Origin of the sequence: Vibrio sp. S457-15 (genome assembly GCF_000960545.1) — a bacterium.
GTDB lineage: Bacteria > Pseudomonadota > Gammaproteobacteria > Enterobacterales > Vibrionaceae > Vibrio > Vibrio parahaemolyticus.
In genome coordinates, this window is the sequence record NZ_JYOQ01000168.1 from 42,866 (window position 1) to 65,504 (window position 22,639).

General features: G+C 46.1%; 6 protein-coding genes. 4 read left to right on the plus strand and 2 right to left on the minus strand.

What is annotated here, in order from left to right:
• Nucleotide 1: 1 nt before the first annotated feature.
• Complete coding sequence (helD, locus tag UF05_RS17255; protein WP_015313109.1) at nucleotides 2-2,071, minus strand: DNA helicase IV; 2,070 nt, start codon at nucleotides 2,069-2,071, stop codon at nucleotides 2-4.
• A gap of 457 nt (nucleotides 2,072-2,528) precedes the next feature.
• On the opposite strand from helD, the gene yccS reads away from it, so the two are divergent.
• The 3 genes from yccS (at nucleotide 2,529) to UF05_RS17270 (ending at nucleotide 5,514) form a co-directional block, all read left to right on the plus strand.
• Nucleotides 2,529-4,682, plus strand: coding sequence for a YccS family putative transporter (gene yccS / locus UF05_RS17260; RefSeq protein ID WP_005454352.1), 2,154 nt, complete (start codon nucleotides 2,529-2,531; stop codon nucleotides 4,680-4,682).
• 253 nt (nucleotides 4,683-4,935) lie between these two features.
• Nucleotides 4,936-5,133: a hypothetical protein gene (locus UF05_RS17265; RefSeq protein WP_017448124.1), complete on the plus strand. Its 198-nt coding sequence runs from the start codon at nucleotides 4,936-4,938 to the stop codon at nucleotides 5,131-5,133.
• A gap of 81 nt (nucleotides 5,134-5,214) precedes the next feature.
• Nucleotides 5,215-5,514, plus strand: a complete 300-nt coding sequence (locus tag UF05_RS17270) for a hypothetical protein (RefSeq protein ID WP_025631646.1) — start codon at nucleotides 5,215-5,217, stop codon at nucleotides 5,512-5,514.
• A gap of 115 nt (nucleotides 5,515-5,629) precedes the next feature.
• On the opposite strand, the gene UF05_RS17275 is transcribed toward UF05_RS17270, so the two are convergent.
• Nucleotides 5,630-21,313, minus strand: a complete 15,684-nt coding sequence (locus UF05_RS17275; RefSeq protein WP_045546094.1) for a retention module-containing protein — start codon at nucleotides 21,311-21,313, stop codon at nucleotides 5,630-5,632.
• 867 nt (nucleotides 21,314-22,180) lie between these two features.
• On the opposite strand from UF05_RS17275, the gene UF05_RS17280 reads away from it, so the two are divergent.
• The gene (locus UF05_RS17280) at nucleotides 22,181-22,432 is read left to right on the plus strand and encodes a YgjV family protein (RefSeq protein ID WP_005454365.1); all 252 of its coding nucleotides are present in this window, start codon (nucleotides 22,181-22,183) and stop codon (nucleotides 22,430-22,432) included.
• The last annotated feature ends 207 nt before the right edge of the window (nucleotides 22,433-22,639 follow it).

Consider the following 22,639-nt stretch of genomic DNA (forward strand, 5'->3'; position numbering starts at 1 on the left):
TTTAACGTGAGGTAACGATTGGGTAGTCGCCACTTACGAGTTCTTGCACAAATGCAGAACCTGCCCCCGTATGCGTGATCCACACTTTCTCTTTTGCACGCGTAATTGCGACATAGAACAGTCGGCGCTCTTCGGCATACGGGAATTTGTCTTTGGACTCGGTCAACGCACCATCTATGTGAATCTGCTTCTTCTTCGCAGGGAACTGCCCTTCATCCACAGCCAAAATAATCACAAAATCGGCTTCTCGACCTTTACTCGCATGACAAGTCATAAAACGAATATCGAGATTCGGGAATCGTCTTAACCAGTCATCATACAAATCGGGTTTGTGGTAATGGTTACGGCCAAGCAGCAATACAGACTTAGTTTGTTTCGCTTGTTGATTTAACTGATCGAGGATTTTCTCAACTTGGTTGCTTGGCGCTGTGTGCACGCTCTTTTGCTTGCGTTGTTTGTGGCTGTTGAGTGTCTTCGGTAACTGTGATGGGTTTTGCTGCACGAACGTATTCGCTACATCGCCAATTTGATTATTGAAACGATAGGTCGTGTCTAGGTGATGTACCGTAGAGTGAGCGAATCGCTCTTTAAACCCAGTAATCAAGTCCACATCTGCGCCCGCAAACTGGTAAATCGCTTGCCAGTCATCGCCCACGGCAAACAAGGTTGCGCCAGGCTGCTTCTCTGTTGATTCACATAACGCTTCGATCAACGCCAAACGATCTGGAGAGATGTCTTGATACTCATCGACCATAACAAAACGCCAAGGCGATACGAACTTCCCTTTATTCACGTAATCCGTTGCTCGACTTATCATGGTTGGGAAATCGACTTGATTGCTCTCTTTGAGCATTTTTTGCCATGCAGAAAAACACGGCCAACACAGTGCTAATTCGCTATTGAGGCGCGTATAGTCTTGGTGATCTACCAACTTCTCTTGCACTTGCTTTTTCGTTAAACCAACAGCAGCTAAATGCGACAATTGAGAATCCAACCAAGCAATTAGCTTCGGATTTTCCGAATGGCTACCCAGCTCATCATCACCTTTCAGATAAGCAATAGGCCATTTATCTAAATGCTTTTGCCAACGTTTGAAATTTGTTGGTGTCATCCAGTGCTTTTTCAACCAGTCGACACACCAAGCCGTGCGTTGGTTATCGTCTAATGCAAGAGGGCTAATTTCGACAGGCTGCTGCTCGACTTGATTAAGAATGTACAAGCCGAGTTGATGAAAGGTATTGACTCTTACGCCTTCTGCCGCCAAACCGACTTTATCAACCAAACGCTCTTTCATTTCTTTCGCGGCATCTCGGCCAAACGCAAGCATCAAAAGTTCTTCCGCTTGAGCTTGATGGCTTTGAAGTAAGTAAGCCACTCTTGCAGTCAATACGCTAGTTTTACCCGAGCCTGCCCCAGCCAAAACAAGGTTGTGATCATCATTGAGCAACACTGCGTATTGTTGCGACAAGTTCAGCGGAGACGATTCAATGCGGTTGAACAAGACTTCCCAATTAGGACGTTCGTTTTCCAACCATTCGTGATTGCGTTCTCCCAGCGTATGAGAGGTGTCAACCAACCAAGGCTCAATTTCACCCATGCGATTAGGCATGCGCATTTTAGCTTCGTCTAGGCTGGTCTTGATTTCTGCGAGTTCTTGATTGAGTTTCTCTACCCACGCCATAACTTGAGAATGAGAAAGATAGGCAGGAAGGTGTTTGAGCTGGTACAACTCTTCTTCCCATTTAGGAAGGTACTCCGCCAGTTTTCGGCACTGAGTGTTGTGCCACTCTTGATATTGACGCACAGCTTCTAACGCAAACTTGCGACATTGAGGCCAAGGTAAACCTTGTACTAACCAACTTTGTTGCTTGCCATCTTGCTCGTGAGCAAAGAACTGAAGCGAGCTCCAAAACAGGCCGCGTTTCACGTTGACTTTACCGTTCCAGACGGTGAAAGGAATATGCTCTTCACTGCCAATTGAGCTTAATAAAACACTGTTCTCTTTTATTTCGACATGATAATACTCATTTTGAATAAAAAACTGTGCTTTGCTGGTGGCAGTAAGCTGCATGAAACGTGCGCCTTTTAAGTGAGAAGTTGTCGATTTATATCATTTTAGGGCTTCAAATTGTAGCAGCGACCGCCACCTAAATACGCATCTTCCTTGATTCTTTAATAAAATTCACATTACTGCTGATTTTGTGAACATAATTGTCATTGCTTCAACGCTATAAACCCAAACTCTAGACGGTTTTCGCATCCGAAAACTGCTCTGCATTCTTAAGTCAATGACATTTCTGTCGATTTCATAACCAAGCGTGATTTTTTCTTAAATTAAATCATAAACGCGCTATAGTGAGCTTGGTAACATATCCAAACAACTTCAAGATGATAGCGCCCGTGAAAGCCGTTTGTTTTAAGGCTCAATTAGTGAGCGTTAACCGTGAGAACGTCAACTTTCTAACGCCGTCATCCTTGAGTGAAATTGGAAATTTTTCTCCGTTTTTATCGGAAATGTAAGGCGCATTGTGCAAGCAGCTTCTAAATTTCGCCTCTATTGGGCAAATAAAACCATAAACTACAGCATTCTTATATTGATCACCCTGTTGGGTGTCGTTATTCCTGCTTGGTACTTCGGACAAAACACCTTGATCACTCCTCTCATACTAGGTGTGATTGCCGCTGCGCTAGCGGAAAGTGATGACAGCTTTATGGGACGAATCAAAGCTCTGATTCTCACGTTTATCTGTTTCGCAGTTGCGGCCTTCTCTATTGAAATACTGTTTCACACCCCTTGGCTGTTTGCCACGGGTCTGTTTATTTCCACGTTTGGCTTTATCATGCTTGGCGCAATTGGGCCAAAGTATGCCAGTATCGCATTTGGTTCGTTGCTGATCGCCATTTACACCATGCTCGGCGCGCACGAAAGCACGAATATTTGGTTCCAGCCGTTGTTACTGCTAACTGGTGCCGCTTGGTATTACTTTATGTCGATGATCTGGCAAATGTTCTGGCCGTTGCAGCCGGTGCAATTAAGCCTCGCGAACGTGTTTCTTGCGCTTGCGAATTATCTCGATGCCAAAGCCAAGCTTTTCCACCCAGTCACGAACCTTGCACCGCAACCAATGCGTATTGAAGCGGCTCGCCTTAATGCTGCAACGGTCACCGCACTCAATGCGTGTAAAGCAACGCTACTCACCCGTTCCAAGCGTGGTCATGTAGACGGCCCAAGTGACCGATTCTTGAATATCTATTTTATCGCGCAAGACATTCACGAACGCGTGAGTTCGAGCCACTACCGCTACCAAGATTTGGCAACGGAGTTCGAGCGTTCAGACGTACTGTTCCGCTTTAAATATCTTCTTGAGACACAAGCGCAAGCTTGCCGAGATATTGCTCAAGCCATTCAACTCGGCAACGAATACACTCACACCGATGAGTCGATTCTGGCTTTAGCAGAACTACAAAATTCACTGGCGTATTTGGAAGAGCAGCAACAAGGTCATTGGAAGCGTTTGTTAATGCAGCTAACTTACCTGTTCAATAACCTCGCTACGGTTGAAAAGCAGCTAAACAACATCAATAACCCAGATGCCGAACGCCTAGAAGAAGACACGCTTGCCGATACTAACCCACATACGTTGAAAGCGATGTGGCAACGCATTTCGGCTAACCTTCATAAAGATTCGATGCTGTTTCGACATGCGCTACGTATGTCAATTGCACTTACTATTGGGTACGGCATCATTCAGCTGTTTGATATTGACCGTGGTTACTGGATTTTGCTTACAACGCTGTTTGTGTGTCAGCCGAACTACAGTGCAACGCGCCAAAAACTTACGGCTCGTGTGATCGGTACTTTAGCGGGGTTATTGATTGGCGTACCGCTGCTAACGTTCTTCCCTTCTCAAGAAAGTCAGCTGGTGTTTATCGTTGTTTCGGGCGTGATGTTCTTTGCATTTAGGATGAACAATTATGGCTACGCGACCGGATTTATCACCTTGTTAGTCTTGTTCCTGTTCAACCAGTTAGGTGAAGGCTACGCAGTGGTGCTTCCTCGGCTTGCCGATACACTGATTGGCTGCGCGTTAGCCGTCGCGGCTGTGATGTTCATTTTACCTGACTGGCAATCGCGAAGACTGCATAAAGTGATGTCTGATGCGATAGATGCGAATAAACAGTATTTGGATCAGATCATCGGCCAATATCGTATCGGTAAGAAAGACAACCTGAGCTATCGCATTGCTCGTCGTCAGGCTCACAATAATGATGCGACATTGACGTCAGCAATCAGCACAATGCTTGCTGAACCAGGTAAGTATCGCGCAGCCGTCGATGAGAGCTTCCGCTTTCTGACGCTCAACCACGCCATGCTCAGCTACATCTCTGCTTTAGGCGCACATCGTACTCGCATCGAAGATGAATCCATTCATAAACTGGTTCTGGATGCTCACCGTTGTATCCACCAGCATTTGGATGTGTTGCATCAACAATTACACCAACATTGCGAAGAATGCGATTTATCCAACATTGACGATGCTGGACTTGAGCAGCGTTTGAACGAATGGCGCGATGAGGATGACAGCTCGGCGCGTATGGTGCTTCAACAACTCCACCTTATTTATCGCATGTTGCCTGAGCTTCACTCGCTGGCGAGCAAATTTGCCGTTCGTGTGAACTAACTCGACCTTAGAGAGACTAACTTAAAGGTGCATGTGACTTAACACACGTTCTTTATGCAATTAGGGAAGCACTCTTTGCTTCCCTTTTTAATTTAAGATAACCCGAAGTAGGTAAAATTACCTTTCATAGGAAAAGTCTTACGTATCACTTAACGCACCTTGACAATACTCGGACAAAAAACCATCGTTCAAATTCTAATCTAATTCTATTGAATAAGTATGTTGTGTGGCCACGGAGGCCGTTAGACAGGACATGAAGGATAAACCTGAGTACAGCGAGGATACAGAGATGAAAGCGCAACAATTTAAAGAGCTAAAGAAGAAGCTTGGAGACCTGACGGCAAGTCAGTTAAAAACATTGCAAGGCGAAATCAGCATGACACTGAACAAAAAGGAAAAGCCATTGCTCTCCACTGAAGAGCGTGAAATGTTATCTAAACTGTTTGTTTGATTAAGTTATTGATATAAATAACTTGCACGTTTTATAAACACTTCCTATGCTAACAGCAGCATAATAAGTGGAATTATAATCATGCCAGTTTCAGGGATTCACTCCGGTCAACAAATCATGCAGTTATCGCACAAGATGGCGGATAAAGCTGCACATGAGATTCAACAAACCTTCGCAAAAGGCGGTGAAGACTTATCATTCAATAAAGTCGAACTCGCTAAAAACGTGGCTTTCGCCGCGAATCCTTCTCTAGCCGCACATGTCACTGTTATCGAGCCTCTTATCGAAGTTACTCAAGCCGCAAGTTACAACCGTATTGGTGCATCCGTTGTGGAGAAAAATAACGAAGTAATTGGCAGCCTTCTCGACATTCACGTCTAAAGAAACCAAGCTCAAAAATAATACCCAACTCCCTTTCCAGATATTCAAGAGCACCAAACGCTAATAAGCGCAGCGGTCAAATCTAACCGCCGCACTTTTCATTTCTCAAATCACTTTATCCGTTATCAATAACACCTCGATTAAGAAGCGATTCAACAATCTCGTTTGAGCTTAATCCATTAAAGTCTATTGCCTGACCTAAGTTCTCAACCACAATGGTCTGATGAACGTTAGCATCAGTAGTAATGCTCAAAGACACATTGTCTGTCGTGGCATCGTAGTCCGCTTGAATATGCGCAAGTAACTCATCAATTCCTGCCATTGGGTCATTTAAATCCGCAATCACGTCTTTAAGATCGATCGTGTCTTCATTAAGCGTAAAGTCGGTGATGGTATCCACTGCACCTTCGTCAACGGTATCTTGAGTCCATTTAAAGATATCGTTACCACCGCCACCCGTTAGGATGTCCGAACCCAGACCACCGATGAGAATATCATCGCCGTCACCACCGATAATGCGGTCATCACCCGCGCCGCCGATGAGGGAAATTCCGCGATCACTACCAAGTAACAGATTATCTTCCGTTTCAGAAGAAACATCGATGTCACGGTTGTTGGACGTAACATTGATGCTGATGTCGATTGGGTCTGAGAACGCTTGATCGCCATTCGATTCCGTTGAAACCGCAGTCAGCGTGATATCGTGATCACCTTGGCGCACGTTATCGATGTGAAGCGTATCAATTTCATCAGCAGGCACTGTCCAAGTCGAAGTCGCGCTATCAAAACTGATGCTCGATGTGGTTGCATCACTCGTTAGCGTTGCGTCTCTTGGAACGCCTGTAACCTCTAACGCTAAGACTTCATCCAAATCCGTCAGTGCAGCAATAATGCCGACTAACGCTACGCCCTGAAAACTCGCACTTTGGCTAGCAGTAATGCGCTGGATGTAATTAAAGTTCGCGTCAAAGGCAAGCGTCGGTTTGTCTGCCACAGGTGTCACGTTGATATCAAACGTTTCGGTGGTTTGCAGCGACGTTCCCGTGGAGTTCTCGTAGTAAATTCCATTATCGTCCGCTGTAACCGTCAATGAAATCGCTGAACTGTTCACGTCACTTGCATCGACAAAAACACCGACATTTGGATCTGTCGAAGTCAACACCGCATTAAGTTGGGACAACGTTCCCATCAACACGGTTTCACCCGCTAAACCAACACCTTGCGTCACACCACTGCCAGATGGCGCGATAACACTGACATCACCTTCACTCGTGCTGAGGGAAATCGTCATGATCTCGTTCTCATGGATACCAGTGAAATCCACATCCGCTATCGTAATGCCTGATATTTTTTGACCTGCCGATTCGAAGATCGTGCTGGTTACTAATGATCCATCAATCTCTGGAGCATCATTAACCGCTTGAACGTTCATGACCGCAGAGCCACTGATTGTGATTGGATCCGGTGCTCCATTGGTTGTGCCATCATCAGTAATGTCATAGACAAAACTCACGTCGCCGTTGAAGTTTGCTGATGGTTCAAAGCGCCATTCCGTCGCGCTAATCTGCGTGATCGTTCCCGCCGATGGATCCGCAAGCGTGACATTACTGACCGCCAAGTTATCGTTTTCCGGATCGGTCGCGTTTGCCAATAGTTCCGAGGCGGTAATGCTTACAGCGCCGCTGTCTTCTTCTATCGAAGAAAGCGTCACTTCCGATGTTTGAGGCGCATCGTTTACATCGAACACTTCAAAAGATGCAGAACCCGATACCGTCTTAGGATCGGATACACCATTTGTTGTGCCATCGTCCGTAATATCGTAAGTCAGCTCGACAGGGCCGTTGTAACCTGGCGCTGGCGTAAATTCCCAATTCCCTGTGGCTGAGTTAAACGCCAAAGAGCCAGAACTAGGGTCCACAAGTTGAACGTTACTCACCGTCAAGTTGTCGTTTTCCACATCAGTGGCATTCACAAGCAAATCTGATGCAGAAATTGCAAATACACCACTGTCTTCACCAATACTGGTCAAGGTAACTGGCGACGTTTCAGGCGCATCGTTCACGGCTGTAACATCAATAACAAAACTGCTGCTGTTGGTGTTTAAAGTGTCATCCACACCACTAATAACAACGCCTTCGTTGCCTTGATCATCGACTGTAATGTTCACAGTAACATCGCCGAAGAAGTTGAGATCAGGGTTGAACTCAATCAATCCTTCAGCAATGGCGGCATTGAGATCTGCGACTGAACCTTTTAGCTCAACCGCTCCTGTACCGTCACCCTGAACCGTCAAACCATATTTCGAGATAACGTTAGCGTTCAATGCCAGATACCCGCTATCTACCGCTACATTAAGAACATACTCTGCATTCGGGTTATCAAGTACCGCATCGACATCAGAGATACCGAAGCTATTTAGCAATAAGGCGTTGTCTTCAGGTGTTTCCACATCGACAACATTAACGAAATCAGGTCTGTCGTTTACCGCAGTAACATCGACGGACACATCAAACTCTTCCGCATTACCCAAGCTTTGGCTGCCGTCTAGGCCGGTATCGACCGCTTGCACTTTAAAATGAAGCGAGCCAGCCCAAGAATTGTCATTTCTGTCACCAGAATTAAAGACGATTTGATCTAGGTCTTGTGCATTGATTTCAAGGACAAAAACACCACTACCTTGATCAACAAATGTCGTTCCATCTGGAAGTGACAAGCTCGCACCATCTGGTACGTTTGAAATCTCAACCCTCAGTGTTTCTGGATCATTCTCTTGATAATTTGCACCGTCGCCAATCGACTCTTTGTTATCCACCACCAGCGCATTCACGTTGATGGTAATGTCTTCGCCTTCATTGCCTGAGACTTGGGTATCAGGGTTAACATCCACGTCGTCGCCAATCGGGTTAACGACTAACGTAAAGTTGCTGTTTCGCTCGGTAGGCACTTTCAACAACTCTTCTTGAATGAAGACAGAGATACCGATTTCAACTTCACCACTAAAGTGTTTTGGCGGCTTAATTTGAATATCGCTCAAGTCGATAGAAGTTTGCGTCAAGTCTTTAACTTGAATGCTCCACTCGCCATTGCCTGCGTTTTTCACAATGTAATCGGATGAATTAGACTCAACAACAAAGTCATTCGGAATGCCTGTCAGCTTAAGTGAAACAAAGCTTTCAGAGCCATCATCGTCGGTCAGACTGATCGTAACGCCAGTACCTGACTGGTTGAGTGAAATCAACGTATCTTCATCACCCGTCACGACGATAGGCTGACTTGGATCGGTTCCCGTAATTACAATGTCATCCACGACAGGCGTGACTTCAAATGTCACGTCGTCAGTAAAGGTGCGTACATCTACGTTATCGCCCGGATTGATCAATGTCGATTGGTCAAACACGGCAACGTCTGTGATTTCGCCTTCGATGTTAATTTTCACCGTATTTTGGCCACCACCAACCGGGTAGTTTTCACTCGGTTTGAACAGAACGTTGTCCAACGCTCCCGCTAAAATATCGGCTTCATTAAATTCGATACTCGTGCCCAGACTATTACCATTGCTATCGACAAACTCACCCTGTGTCGTGTCATCAAGCGTCAACTTGATGTTGGTTAACGTTTCTCTACCGCCTAATGTGTTGTTGAAGCCATCTGCAAAATCGACGTTCAAATTAAGCTGAATTAATCCATCTTCGTAACCAATACCATCAGCGGTTGGAACATCGTTATTGAGATCATCAACAGGTTGCTTGTTCGCATCAAGACCAAGTGTTCCAGTAATATCGACTGTGACATCTGGCGTGATATTGCGATCCAACGGCTGGTCGCCTGCCGAGCTTGGCACGTCAGCAACTGGCAGAATTTGCACCGGAATCAGTTCTGTGGACGATTTTTCATCTGCAGAGCCCGTATCTTTAGTCACAAATCTCACAGGCAAAACGAAGTCGCCAGCATAATCTTCAGCCATGCGCATCGTTAAGCCTTCAAGGCCAACAATGTTTCCGCTTGCGTCGATATCCGCTTGGAAAACGTATTTTCCGTTAATAAAATCAACGTCCGTACCCGTAATGATTAGGCCCGGTGGAATACCAGGTGAAGATGGGTCAATGATGATGGTCAATACGTCTTCCACACCATCAGGATTGATCACATCAATCTTGGAAGTAAGCTGAGCACCAAGATCGACAAAGTTGTCTTCTGAGCCTTCAATTTGTACGTCATCGGTCACGTCAATTTCGGCAGCGACACTGGTTTGCGGAGTAAGAACCGTTGGGAACTCCAACATCACGTCCGTTTGTCTTATTTCAGTTGCGTCTTTTTCAACCGAATCTTCACCTAAGTCATTCACACGCGCGTAAATCGTCAAACCAATTTGCGATAAACCACCGTTATCACCATTGTCAGTGTCGTCGTTCGGCGTCAAATCAAGGCCAGATGGCGCTTTGATGCAGAAATTCTCCTCATCAATGATCGTCCAACGGCCGTCACCTTCATTCAGTGCTCCGATAATGACTAGCTGGTTAAGAATGGCAGGATCGGTCGTGTGCAACTGAACAACCAGTTCAGTTACCACCTCATCCGAAGAAGCATCAAACTCTTGATATTTAATGATGTTTGCACCAGCTTGGCCACCCGCAGAGGTGTTGATTGTAAAGTCGATTGCACCTTGCGCATCCGATTTAACAACGTCTATCGCAGTACCATTACTTTCGGTGACCAACAAGCGCGTTTGATCGCCTATCGCACCAGAGGTATCTTCTGGTTCAACAACCGGATTCACTTGAACGTGAACCGAACCTGTAATCACCGCTTCTGCAATCCCTTGTCCTGGATTTGCCGCATCAACGTACTCATGGTCAATCTCTTTCACGGTCAACGTTGTGCTCAAATCAAAGTCGGTACTGGAATCTTGTTCCAACTCAACTTGAACATAACCACTCTGCGTAACGCGAGCAGAGAAGTCTTGCTCAGATTCATTGGCTTGCGGCGTTAATGTTAACGTACCAGCGACGAGCGTTTGCGCTACACCATCCACGAACACGGTACAACTCGGAGGGAAGCCAGAAATCGTCACTTCTGAGAAGAACTCATCGGCATCTGGACTTTGGCTGGTCGTTGGTTTCCAGTCGATGTTGAAGCGCGTATCTTCGTCACCTTCCGAAACCACGGTATAGTTATTTCTTGCGTCAATCACAGGGCCAACAATCACACGAATTTCCCCAGTTGAGGTGCGCGTATGACCATCGTTTTCAGTAACGATCGTGGTTGCTGTGATGTGAATATTCTCGGTAGACGATGCTTCCGGTTTAATCACAATGCCCGAGTTGATATTTGCTTGCGTAATATTCGCTTCATAGATTGGCTGGTTATTACCATCGTACCCAACGAACGTTAAATCGACCGAGTTGCCATCATTATCAAATATCTCAACGCCATCAGGAATGTTGGAAAGCAGTACAGTTACCGTTTCAGAGTGGTCGTTCGGGTTGTCTTTGACTTCTCCAGAAAGAATGCTGAACGAAATATCAACTTGGCCATTTTCATCCACAAATGTTTGAACGCCACGTACGTTGCCATCATCAAACTCTTGCCAAATGCCTGATTTATCATTGAGTTCAACGATTGGTATATCCGCTACGCCTTTCACATCAACAATGACGGTTTTGTTCCCGAGTGAAAGTACATCTTGCGCAGAGCCTGTTGAAAGCGAAGCGCTGTCTTTTACGATGCCTTCTACGTTGAAGGTGAAATCGTCGTTACTGTGCAGTGGTGGCAGCACTTCTACATTCGTCAGCTGTGACTCAGGAATTTCGTAATACAGCACATTGCCGTTGCCATCCGTCACTTCAACAATCTGTGAAGGATTCGCGCCATCGAGCCAAACAAGCGTCACGCCGTCGATAGAGAAATTCGAGATGCGAACAAACAGCTCTTCTGAACCATCCATATCCGCGGATGGTTTCATTGAAATCACTTCGCTTAATTGAAGTGGGTCGTGGTCAGTAACCGGATCGACCGTATCTTGAGTGCGAGCGTTGTCCTCGAAAATATTGATGCGATTCACGGTAAAGCTGCCAGCATCAGCGACCGGAGTGACATCAATGACGATGGTTTCCGTTTCTGAGCGAGCCATTTCTTTACCTGTCAGTGGATTCACGCTCTCCGTGGTGATCGCAGTGACATCAATTTTTATTTCACCCGAGAAGTTATCAATTGGATCGACTTGCACATCGCCAATTCGACTTGCATCAACAAGGTATACCCCACCCGTTTGCGTGATGGCACTGCCATCTGAGTAAACTAGCGTTGCGTTGCCCTCACCTTGAGTAAAGACAAGTTCGTACACGATGCTTTCTGGGTTACTGCTGTCTTGTGTTTGCGCGCTGATGTTCAGAGAAACGTTGTTACCATCTTCATCAACCGTGTAGTTAAAGGTACTGTTTGCCCTCCAAGTCGCGATGTCTGCAACGCTTTCCACTTGAATGTTAAGCCTGCCATTGATGATGTGGTCAAACACACCGTTATTAAGGATCTCAACTCGGATACGTGGATCTATGCCACTATCGCCCGTCGCAAAATGGCGGTCAGGTACAAAATAGAGGTTCTCAAGCGTAACGAACTCACCATTGAATGATTGAATGACATTCGAACCGTCCAACACAACAGAGCCATTGACTGGCGTAAGTTCAATGTACTCACCATTGGCATTTCGATAATAGAACGTGCCGTTGTGCGTGCTCGCATCGCGAATCGTGATATCGCCTAGGCTTTCATTTCTATCGAGGTCGTGCAAGTTAATCACTAGATCGACTTTCGCTGGCGTAGTATCTAGACCAGATAAGTTATCTTGCGTATTGGCATTCTCAGTACCAAGGATAGAACCATCACGTCCTTTATCTTCGAAAGACAACACCGATGAGGTATCGATTTGTGCATTTCTGTCTGTCACGGAGATGTCGAGATCGGCGGTACTCGTATCGCCGTCACCATCGGAAGCCGTAACATGAACCGTGAAATCGATTGAAGCCGCATCGGTATGATCAAGATCGTCATTTGGTCTAAAGCTAATAGAGCCATCAGTTCGAACAATCAAACGCCCAATTTCAGTGTCAACGCCGTTTAGGGTTTTATGTACAAAAACCGTTTGATTGCTGCCGTTAAGATCAACGGTTGTCATATCTATTCCATTCTGTTTGAAATAGATACCTGAATCGTCTGCGCTAAATGAGGTCAGCTCACTGCCATCTGCCCCATAATTTAAGTCGCCTTCTACAGGGTCTTGGAACAGTTGAACGGTTCGCGTTCCCTGCCCTTCAACACGAGTGATGGAACTATCGTAAATCGTTGGAACATCATCTGTGATCGTCACAGGAAGATTGATACCAGCGGTATCGCCATCCACATCCGTAGCAAACACAGGCAGATTGAGCGTCAATAAATCTTCGCCCTGAACACCATGATCCAGTACGCCTTCTAGCGTGAATTTGTATGTTCCGTCAGCATTTAACACCAGAGTAAATACCGATTTTCCATCTGGCGTTTGACCTTGGTAAGTGTAGTTGTTGTTATTCACACCAGTTTGTACCAGCGTGACCGCTTGGCCGCCTGACGTTACCCCGCTGATTGGGTTGCCTGACAAATCTAACTGGTAAGAAACTATCGTATCCGCGCCTTCTACGCTATCAAAGCTGCCGCTTGCTTCTAGGCTGTCTTTGCTCAGCTCTGAGCCTGAAGGCAAGTCATCTTCATCTAAGAACAACGGAGTCGCCGTTTTGATTTCCGGCACGTCATCCACGATGGAGATTGGCAAGTTCAAAGATGCCGATGTATCACCATCGAAGTCAGTAACAGAAATAGGAATATCTAACGTTAGACTGTTTTCGCCCGCGCCAGCAGGATGATCCACAGGACCCACTAACTCAAATTGGTAGCTATTGTCTTTTGCATCCAACGTTAGGGTGAAAATCTGCGTGTTCGTGCCAACAATCACCGCTTCATAGGTACTTACACCGTCGGCTTCAGAGACCAGTCTTAGTTCCACATCTTGACCATTTGACTGCAAACCAGCGACCGCGCCAGCTAAGTCAGAAACGTGATAACTGACGATTTCATCAGCGCCAGCAACAACGTTAAAGTGTCCATCTAACACTCGTAAGCCAGAAGTATCAGAGCCAGCAGGTAAATCATCTTCGTCAATCGTCAGCTGGCTACTGTTATCCACCCCAGTGATAGACGGCACATCATCAACAACGGTAATTGGCAAACTAATCGTGTTCGACACATCACCATCAAAATCCGTGGCATTAACAGGAAAATCAATCACTAGCTCGTTTTCACCATTGCCATTTGGATGGTCTAGCTGAGCAAATAATTCAAATTGATACCTATCATCTCCAGCATTTAACGTAAGTTTAAACACGATATCGGTAGTGCCTTGCACGTACGCACGGTACTCAATCACGCCATTCGCGTTTGAGTATTCAACAAGCTCTAGTGGCTGACCTGCTGACGTTAACCCAGCAACTGGTGAGACAAGATCCTCCAATTGGAAGCTAACGATAGAATCTGCGCCGTCAACGACATCAAAATGTCCGCCGATAATATGATCACCTTGACCATCCGACCCTTTGTTCGGAATGTCATCCTCATCAATGGACAAGTGACTTCCTGGACGAATAGCTTCAATCGTCGGCTTATCATCCAAAATAGTGACTGGCAACGTCGCGTTAACGGAGTCGTTATCGCCGTCGGTAATCACAATCGGCAGATTGATGGTCAGGTCATCAGAATTCGTTGCATGATCGAGCGCGCCAGACAATTCAAAATCGTAGCGTCCGTCTTGATGCAATGTCAGCGTGAAAATGGTGTCGCCACCAACGGTTTTTCCGACATAAACCAAAGCATCACTCGTTGACGCTGTAGCGTCTTGAGTAATCGCGATGCTCTCGCCGCCAGAAGTAAGCGCAGGCAGTAGATTGGAATTGAGAGCCAGTACAAATGAGTCGATACCATCCGCGCTGGTCACTTCAAACTGACCAGAAACCGTTAAAGGCTCCTTGGTCTCGTCTGAGCCCAGCGGCAAATCATCTTCATGCACTTGTAAGCTGTCTATATTCGTTACCACGGGTACATCGTCTACCACCGTAATTGGTAACGTGAACACTGGTGATACATCGCCATCACCGTCAGTCACGGTGATTGGCAGTTCGATTACAATGTTGTTTTGCTGATTGCCATCAGGATGATCAAGCGCTTTTCTAAGATCAAACTCATAGGAGTTATTTGACGCATTCAGAGTTAACTCAAACACCACTTCTTGAGAATTAACCGTGATACCTTGATAAACATTCACCCCGCCAATACTGGACGTTAAGACTAAGGTGATTGCCTCTCCGCCAGACATCAATGTACTAACTGGCGTCGTCAAATCACTCAGTTGAATCGAGGTGACTTGGTCTGCCCCTTCTGTTACATCGAAGGTACCACCGATGATGGTGTCTTGAGTACGGTCAGTACCCTGCGGTAGGTCGTCCTCATCGACGGTCTGTTCACTACCCTGAGCCAAACCGTCGATGGTTGGTACGTCATCCACAACAGTGATCGGCAACGTGAGAGTATTCGAAACATCACCATCAAAATCCGTCGCTGCGATAGGAAGGTTGATGACGATGTCGTTTTGACCATTCGCGGTTGGATGATCGAGTGGCTCAAGTAGTTCAAACTTGTAGCTGCCATCAGAAACATCCAACGTCACTCGGAATGCAAGTGTTGCTGTTCCATCAATAACGGCTTCATAAACGGATACGCCACCCGAATTAGAAACTTCAACGAGAGTCAGTGATTGCCCACCAGACGTTAAGCCTTGAACTGGCGTGTTCAAGTCAACGATATGGTACTCGACGATATGGTCCGCACCTTCTGTCGTGACAAACTTACCAATAATACTCGTTGGTTCATTGCCATCAGAACCCACGGTTGGCAAATCATCTTCGTCGACTGTTAGTACGCTGTTTGCGTCAATACCATCGAGTGTTGGTCGATCATCAACAATCGTCACTGGAATAGTCGCGCTCGTGGTGTCGCCATCAAAATCGGTCGCGATAATAGGGAAATTCAGCGTTAGCTCATCTGCACCGATTGGATGGTCAAGTGTCCCTTCAAGGGTAAAATTATAACTGCCATCCGGTTTTACAACGAGCGTAAACACAGCATTCGCACCCGCGGTTGCTGTGTAAGTAAAACTGCCATCCGCGTTTGCAGCTTCAGTCATGGTTACGGCAACACCTTGCGAAGTAAGCCCATTAACGGGCATCGCGCTCGCATCGAGCTGATAACTGACGACACTATCCGAGCCTTGAGTCGTAGTGAATTTACCGTCTATGGAAAGCGCATCTTTTTGATCAGAACCAATGTTGATCAAGTCATCTTCATCGACCGTGATTGGCTCAACATTTGTGCTCACTGGTTGGTCATCAACAATGGCCACAGGAATCGTGGCAGAAGTGGTGTCACCATCAAAATCCGTCGCGATGATTGGGAAATTCAGCGTCAGTTCGTCACTGTTACTCGCGTGGTCAATTGGGCCTTCGAGTGTAAAGTTGTAACTACCATCTGGATTGACTGTTAACGTAAAGACAGGATTGGTTCCTGCGGTTGCCGTATAAGTGAAACTACCATCTGGATTTGCCGTTTCACTCAATGTCACCGCAACACCTTGCGAAGTAAGCCCATCAACAGGCGTCGCACTGGCATCCAATTGGTAACTCACTACGCCATCAGAACCTTGATTGGTGGTGAAGTGTCCGCCAATCGATACAAAACCGTCTTGAGCCGAGCCAATCTGCGCGAGGTCATCTTCATCAACGGTGATCGCTTGAACATTGTTAATTGTTGGCTGGTCATCAACAATGGTTACAGGGATGGTTGCCGATGACGTATCTCCATCAAAATCGGTCGCGATGATTGGAAAATTCAGCGTCAGTTCATCACTACCAGTCGCGTGATCGATTGGGCCTTCCAACGTAAAGTTGTATGAACCATCGGTGTTCACCACCAACGTAAATACAGGGTTGCCGTCAGCGGTCGCAGTGTAAGTGAAGCTGCCATCTGCATTCGCTGTTTCAACCAAATCAACAACTTCGCCGTGCGACGTTACCCCTGCTACAGGGTTCGTCGAGCCGTCGAGTTGATAACTCACCACTCGGTCAGAACCTTCCGTTGTGGTGAACTTGCCATCAATAGAAACAACGCCATCTTGAGCAGAGCCAATAATCGTTAAATCGTCTTCATCCACTGTAATGGCATCGACGTTTGTGATGGTCGGTTGGTCATCGAAGATAGTCACTGGGAGCACCGCAGAGCTGGTATCACCATCAAAGTCCGTTGCAATGATTGGGAAGTTCAGCGTTAGCTCGTCGCTATTAATAGCGTGATCGATTGGCCCTTCCAACGTAAAGTTGTATGAACCATCGGTATTCACTACCAACGTAAATACTGGATTGCCATCTGCCGTCGCACTGTAAGTGAAGCTGCCGTCAGCATTTGCCGTTTCTACGAGTACAACCGCTACGCAATGTGAGGTAAGGCCAGCAACAGGATCCGTCGAGGAATCAAGTTGATAGCTCACCACTCGATCAGAGCCTTCTGTTGTAGTGAATTTACCGTCAATAGAAACAACGCCATCCTGAGCAGAACCAACGCCCGATAAATCGTCTTCATCAACCGTAATAGAATCGACGTTTGTGATAGTTGGTTGGTCATCGACGATGGTCACTGGGATCACCGCGGAGCTGGTGTCACCACCAAAGTCCGTTGCAATGATTGGGAAGTTCAGCGTCAGTTCGTCACTACCACTGGCATGGTCGATTGGGCCTTCTAGCGTAAAGTTATAAGAACCATCTACGTTAACAATCAAGGTAAAGACAGCGTTACCACCTGCGGAGGCTTGATAAGTAAAACTGCCATCTGGGTTGGCCGTTTCAGTCATCGTTACCGCGACACCTTGAGATGTCAGCCCTGCAACAGGGTCAGCAGAAGCATCCAATTGATAACTAACGACACCATCAGAACCTTGCGTTATTGCAAATTGGCCGTTGATAGAAATTGCATCATTTTGGTCTGAGCCAATCCCCGTCAAGTCATCTTCATCAACTTGAATTGCATCCACATTCGTGATGACCGGTTTATCGTCGACGATAGTCACTGGGATGGTGGCAGAAGCTGTATCGCCATCAAAGTCAGTCGCAATAATTGGGAAGTTCAGCGTTAGCTCGTCGCTATTAATAGCGTGATCGATTGGGCCTTCCAGCGTGAAGTTATAACTGCCATCCGTTTTCACTACCAACGTAAAGACAGGGTTACCATCAGCGGTCGCAACGTAGCTGAAGCTGCCATCAGGATTGGCAGTCTCTATCAACGTCACTGGATTGCCTTGCGAGGTGAGCCCTGCAACCACATCTACAGAGGTATCTAACTGGTAACTCACCACGCGGTCAGAACCTTGCGTTGTCGTGAACTGACCGTCAATCGTAAGTGAATCATTTTGGTCCGAACCGATGTTCGCTAAGTCATCTTCATCAACACTGATTGCTTCAACATTTGTGATAGTCGGTTGGTCATCGGTAATCGTGACAGGAATAACGGCGGAAGTCGTGTCTCCATCAAAATCGGTCACTGTGATCGGGAAGTTGAGCGTTAAGCTGTCACTGTTTGCTGCATGGTCAATCGCGCCTTCAAGTGTAAAGTTGTAGCTGCCGTCGGGATTGACGGTTAATGTGAAAACCGGATTTGTCCCTGCTGTTGCCGTATAGGTGAAGCTGCCATCAGAATTAGCCGTTTCCGTCATTGTGACGGCTACGCCTTGTGAGGTTAATCCATCAACAGGTGTCGCATTCGAGTCAAGCTGGTAACTCACAACTCTGTCTGCACCTTCAGTGGTCGTAAACTGGCCATCAATTGAAACTGGTTTGTTTTGGCCTGAACCGATACCAGCCAGATCGTCTTCATCAACACTGATCGCTTCAAAATCCGTTACAACTGGCAATGAGTCAACGATCGTGACTGGCAACGTAATTTTGCTCGTGTCGCCATCAAAATCCGTCGCGATGATGGAAAAGTCTAACGTTAAGGTGTCACTATTTGGAGCATGATCAACAGCCCCTTGCAGTTCAAACGAGTAACTCCCGTCACTGTTTACCTGTAACGTAAATACCGGATTGCCGTTTGCCGTCGCCGTGTAGGTAAAGCTGCCGTCGGCATTACTGACTTCAGCCAACGTGATAACTTGACCGTTGGAGGTCAAACCGTTTAGCGGGTCTGAACCTGTTTCAAGCTGGTACTGAACCACACCATCTGAGCCTTGCGTGGTCGTGAACTGCCCTTCAACCAACAGTGCGTTTGATTGTCCACCATTCGTAATTAAGTCATTTTCATCCACAGTGAGAGGCTCTACATTCTCAATCGTAGGAACGTCGTCTTGAATGGTGACAGGCAAAACCATGGTGCTGGTATCGCCATCAAAATCCGTCGCAGTAATCGGAAAACTCAGTGTTAACGCATCACTGCCACTAGCGTGATCAATTGGGCCTTCTAACGTAAAGTTGTATGAACCATCAACATTCACCACCAGCGTAAATACTGAGTTGCCGTTTGCTGTCGCGGTGTAAGTGAAGCTGCCGTCGGCATTTGCGGTTTCTACCAGCTCAACGGCTTCACCATGTGAAGTCAAGCCATCAATTGGATTGGTCGATGCGTCGAGTTGATAACTCACCACTCGATCGGAGCCTTCTGTCGTGGTGAACTTGCCGTCAACCGAAACAGAATCATTTTGATCCGAACCGATGCTCGCAAGGTCGTCTTCATCCACCGTTAAAGCTTCTACACCATCAATAGAAGGCTCATCATCTTTAACTTCGATAACGATTTCTGCGGCTTTGGCATCGTTCGAACCGAGCGTCAAAGAAGAGCGGTCACCGTCGGCATCAACGGCATAAACTGGAATGGTGAACGTTAACGATTCGTCGTTTGCGCCAGTATGATCCAGCTGTTCATAGAGGTTGAACTGATATTCGCCTTGAGACGGCGAGTCGATACTGATGTCGAATACCGTAATGCGCACACCATCAAGCTCAATATAACCTTCGTAAGTACGAACGCCGTTGACATCAGAAGTGAGTTCAAGAAGTACAGTTTGCCCTTGCGATTGCAACTCGCCAGAGACATTAAATTCCGTTGGTTCTACTTCGAAGTGATCAATAATATCGCTGCCTGCGGCTGCCGAAATCGATCCGGTACCGCTAGTAATCGCGATGCCCTGTAGAGAACCTTGCTCGACGCCAGACTCATCCAAAGACAAGCTTGTGACATTGTTAATGACTGGGTTATCGCCATCAGCAATTGTAATCACAAATGTATTGCTGACCGTATCTTGGTCGAAATCCACGATCGTCGTTGGAAGGGAAAGCACTATCGTATCGCTATCATTCGTCTGCTCAAGCGGTTTGAACTGTTCAAATTGGTACGTGCCGTTGGTGTTTAAAGTGATACTTAATACCACCTCTCCCGTGCCAGCTACGGTTAACGTGATGTTACTGCCATCTTCAGACAAGGTCGCAACCGTCGCTTGGTTGTCAGTTAACAAACCATCAAATTGCGACAAACTTTCCTGATTAAAGGTGACAGAAGCCAACTGGTCACTGCCAATTTCGACAAACGTCCCCGTGATTGGCGTCGATGAAGATTCTTCGTTCTCAAACGAGATGTCTTGCGGCGCTGGATTATCACCATCGATAATCGTCGTGACAAAATCAATTGGCGTACGAATGCTGTTACCACCAATATCGGTACCCGTCATCTCAAACTCAATACTGATGCGGTCACCAACAATCGACACCTGCCCGTCATCTACAGACGCAACATGGTCAATGCCTTGGCTTATGGTGGTTGTCACCTCCAAATCGATATCACGACCTAGCGAAGTCGCTTCAATTTCAATGCGTAGGACTTCATTGCCATCTAGAACACCAATGATGGCATTTTGTGTTTCGTCGTATGAGAACTCGACAGCTTTACCACCAGATTGAATATCGGTGTTCAATTCGGCAAGTAGCGACTCTAGTGAAGCAGCAGATGGGACAAATGAGCTAGGGTCAAGCGGGAGATCCCCCGCCTCAACGGATACGCTGGTTGCAATAGATTGAGGATAAGTCGTAAGGGAAATCGAACCTTCGGTTACTTCCGATTCAAGAGATTGTCCACCATCAGCAAAAATGGCGACGTTAATGTCATCGGTTTCTTCGCGATCTTGCACGCCAGTGCGTGCTGCAGAGGTTTCGAAAAACGTCGAGGCAAGCATTTCTGGGTTGTTGTATTCAACCGTCACATAGCCAGCATTTGCCGAGCCAGACGCATCGCCACCAGCGGCCGTTGCTTCAAGAATTGCCGTCGGGTCGGCACCTTCCAAAATCGCTTGTTGGATAGCAGCAACATCATTTGAGTCAAAATTAGCACTATCAAGCGCCGTCGGGTCGAAAGCAATTTGACCATCAACCGAGGTTTGAACCAAAGTTTCCGGTTGTTCTGATGAAGGCTCAGGAAGACACGCGACACAGTTTTGGTCGACAAGATAGAGCTCGTTATTGATTAGAACATCCAAAGACGCATTGTTTTCTGTGACAATGACATCCCCTGTATTTAACGCATCTCCGGCGCTTACCACTCGGATCTTACCGGTAAGATCCAATACCAAAACTTCCCCTTTGACAGCATTTACAATCGCGTTTTGCGGCACGGTTTGCGTACTCATCTGACCTCCGCTAATGGCCAACGTTTCCCATTAACCTATTGCATAGTTTTTAGTTGAATATATGTGGTGTTTTGCACATCGTTGGTTGATTAAACTAACTATCAACTCATTAAACAATCGACTTATTGTGTTCCACATCCCAAAACAAGTGAAAGTTACTATCTGTCACAAAAATGGGACACATATCCTAGCGGCGCAATATCAATTAATTATATGAAATGCGTCACTTATTTCTAAACAAGTGTAGTCGGTCTGATAAAAAACGGAGTTATCAAAGTCACTTAACTAAAAGCGATACTGCCAGTTGCGATCAAAAGCGGTAAAAACGCAAACAAAATACTGTAGAGACTTGAGCGAGTTGATAACTTTATTAATAAAGGAGAAGAAAAGAACGTCACAATTAGATACTGAACAAGATAAATAGGTTGGAAAAACATGGCTAACATCATGTGTAAAGCCATGTGCAAACCTACACACCATGAATTAGGTTTTGTCCGAAGCGCAACAGCGCATAAAACAACCAAACTAGCAGAAAAATACATCATAAAAACGACACAAATAAAAATAATTCTCATTTGCAATGTTAGGACAATATGCCCATATATTCAACTGCGTTTGAGCTATCAATCCCATCGTTATTATCAATCAACATAATAAGTAAAGTTATCAGTAATTTTCTCCCTAAACGTTTGCGTAATCGCTAACCTTCTCTTAACCTTGATTTGAGGCTTTCATCACGGTTTTTCCATTGATATAGTACGGCCAATACAAAAATAAAGACCATTCGAGGCATGGAGCTTCCTCGCTAATCTCAAGATGAGAAGAATTGGTACCGACAAATTCGGCAGATTTAAAGAGGGTCAAATAATGGAAATGAATATGGTTGAGATTTTAGGCTACGCAGCTTCAATCATGGTCGCAATTTCGCTAACTATGAAAGATATTGTTAAGCTTCGTATCCTTAACTTTATCGGCTGTGCGCTGTTCACTGCATACGGACTGATGATTGATTCGTGGCCAGTAGTGCTAACAAACGGCTTTATTGCATGTGTTAACGTGTACTTCCTAGCTAAAATGCAGCAGGAAAAAAAAAGCCTAGAGCCTGAAAAAGCCCAATAAAACTCGTATTTTGAAAGGCCCGCAAGTCATACACTGCGGGCTTTTTTATGGTTCATCGCGGATAAGCGGGAACTAAAAACAAAAACGGTAGTAAGTGATAGAGTTTTATCGCCAAACAAAACCTACACAAACTACCGTTTTCATGTCGAATCATACTTTCCTATCTTCATTCTGGGAAGGCTTTCATATAGTAAAGTCTCATCAGAC

Coding starts and splice junctions, on each gene's coding strand:
- UF05_RS17275 (WP_045546094.1), bottom strand. CDS start 21,313: ATGAGTACGCAAACCGTGCCGCAAAACGCGATTGTAAATGCTGTCAAA.
- UF05_RS17280 (WP_005454365.1), top strand. CDS start 22,181: ATGGAAATGAATATGGTTGAGATTTTAGGCTACGCAGCTTCAATCATG.
- UF05_RS17265 (WP_017448124.1), top strand. CDS start 4,936: ATGAAGGATAAACCTGAGTACAGCGAGGATACAGAGATGAAAGCGCAA.
- UF05_RS17270 (WP_025631646.1), top strand. CDS start 5,215: ATGCCAGTTTCAGGGATTCACTCCGGTCAACAAATCATGCAGTTATCG.
- helD (WP_015313109.1), bottom strand. CDS start 2,071: ATGCAGCTTACTGCCACCAGCAAAGCACAGTTTTTTATTCAAAATGAG.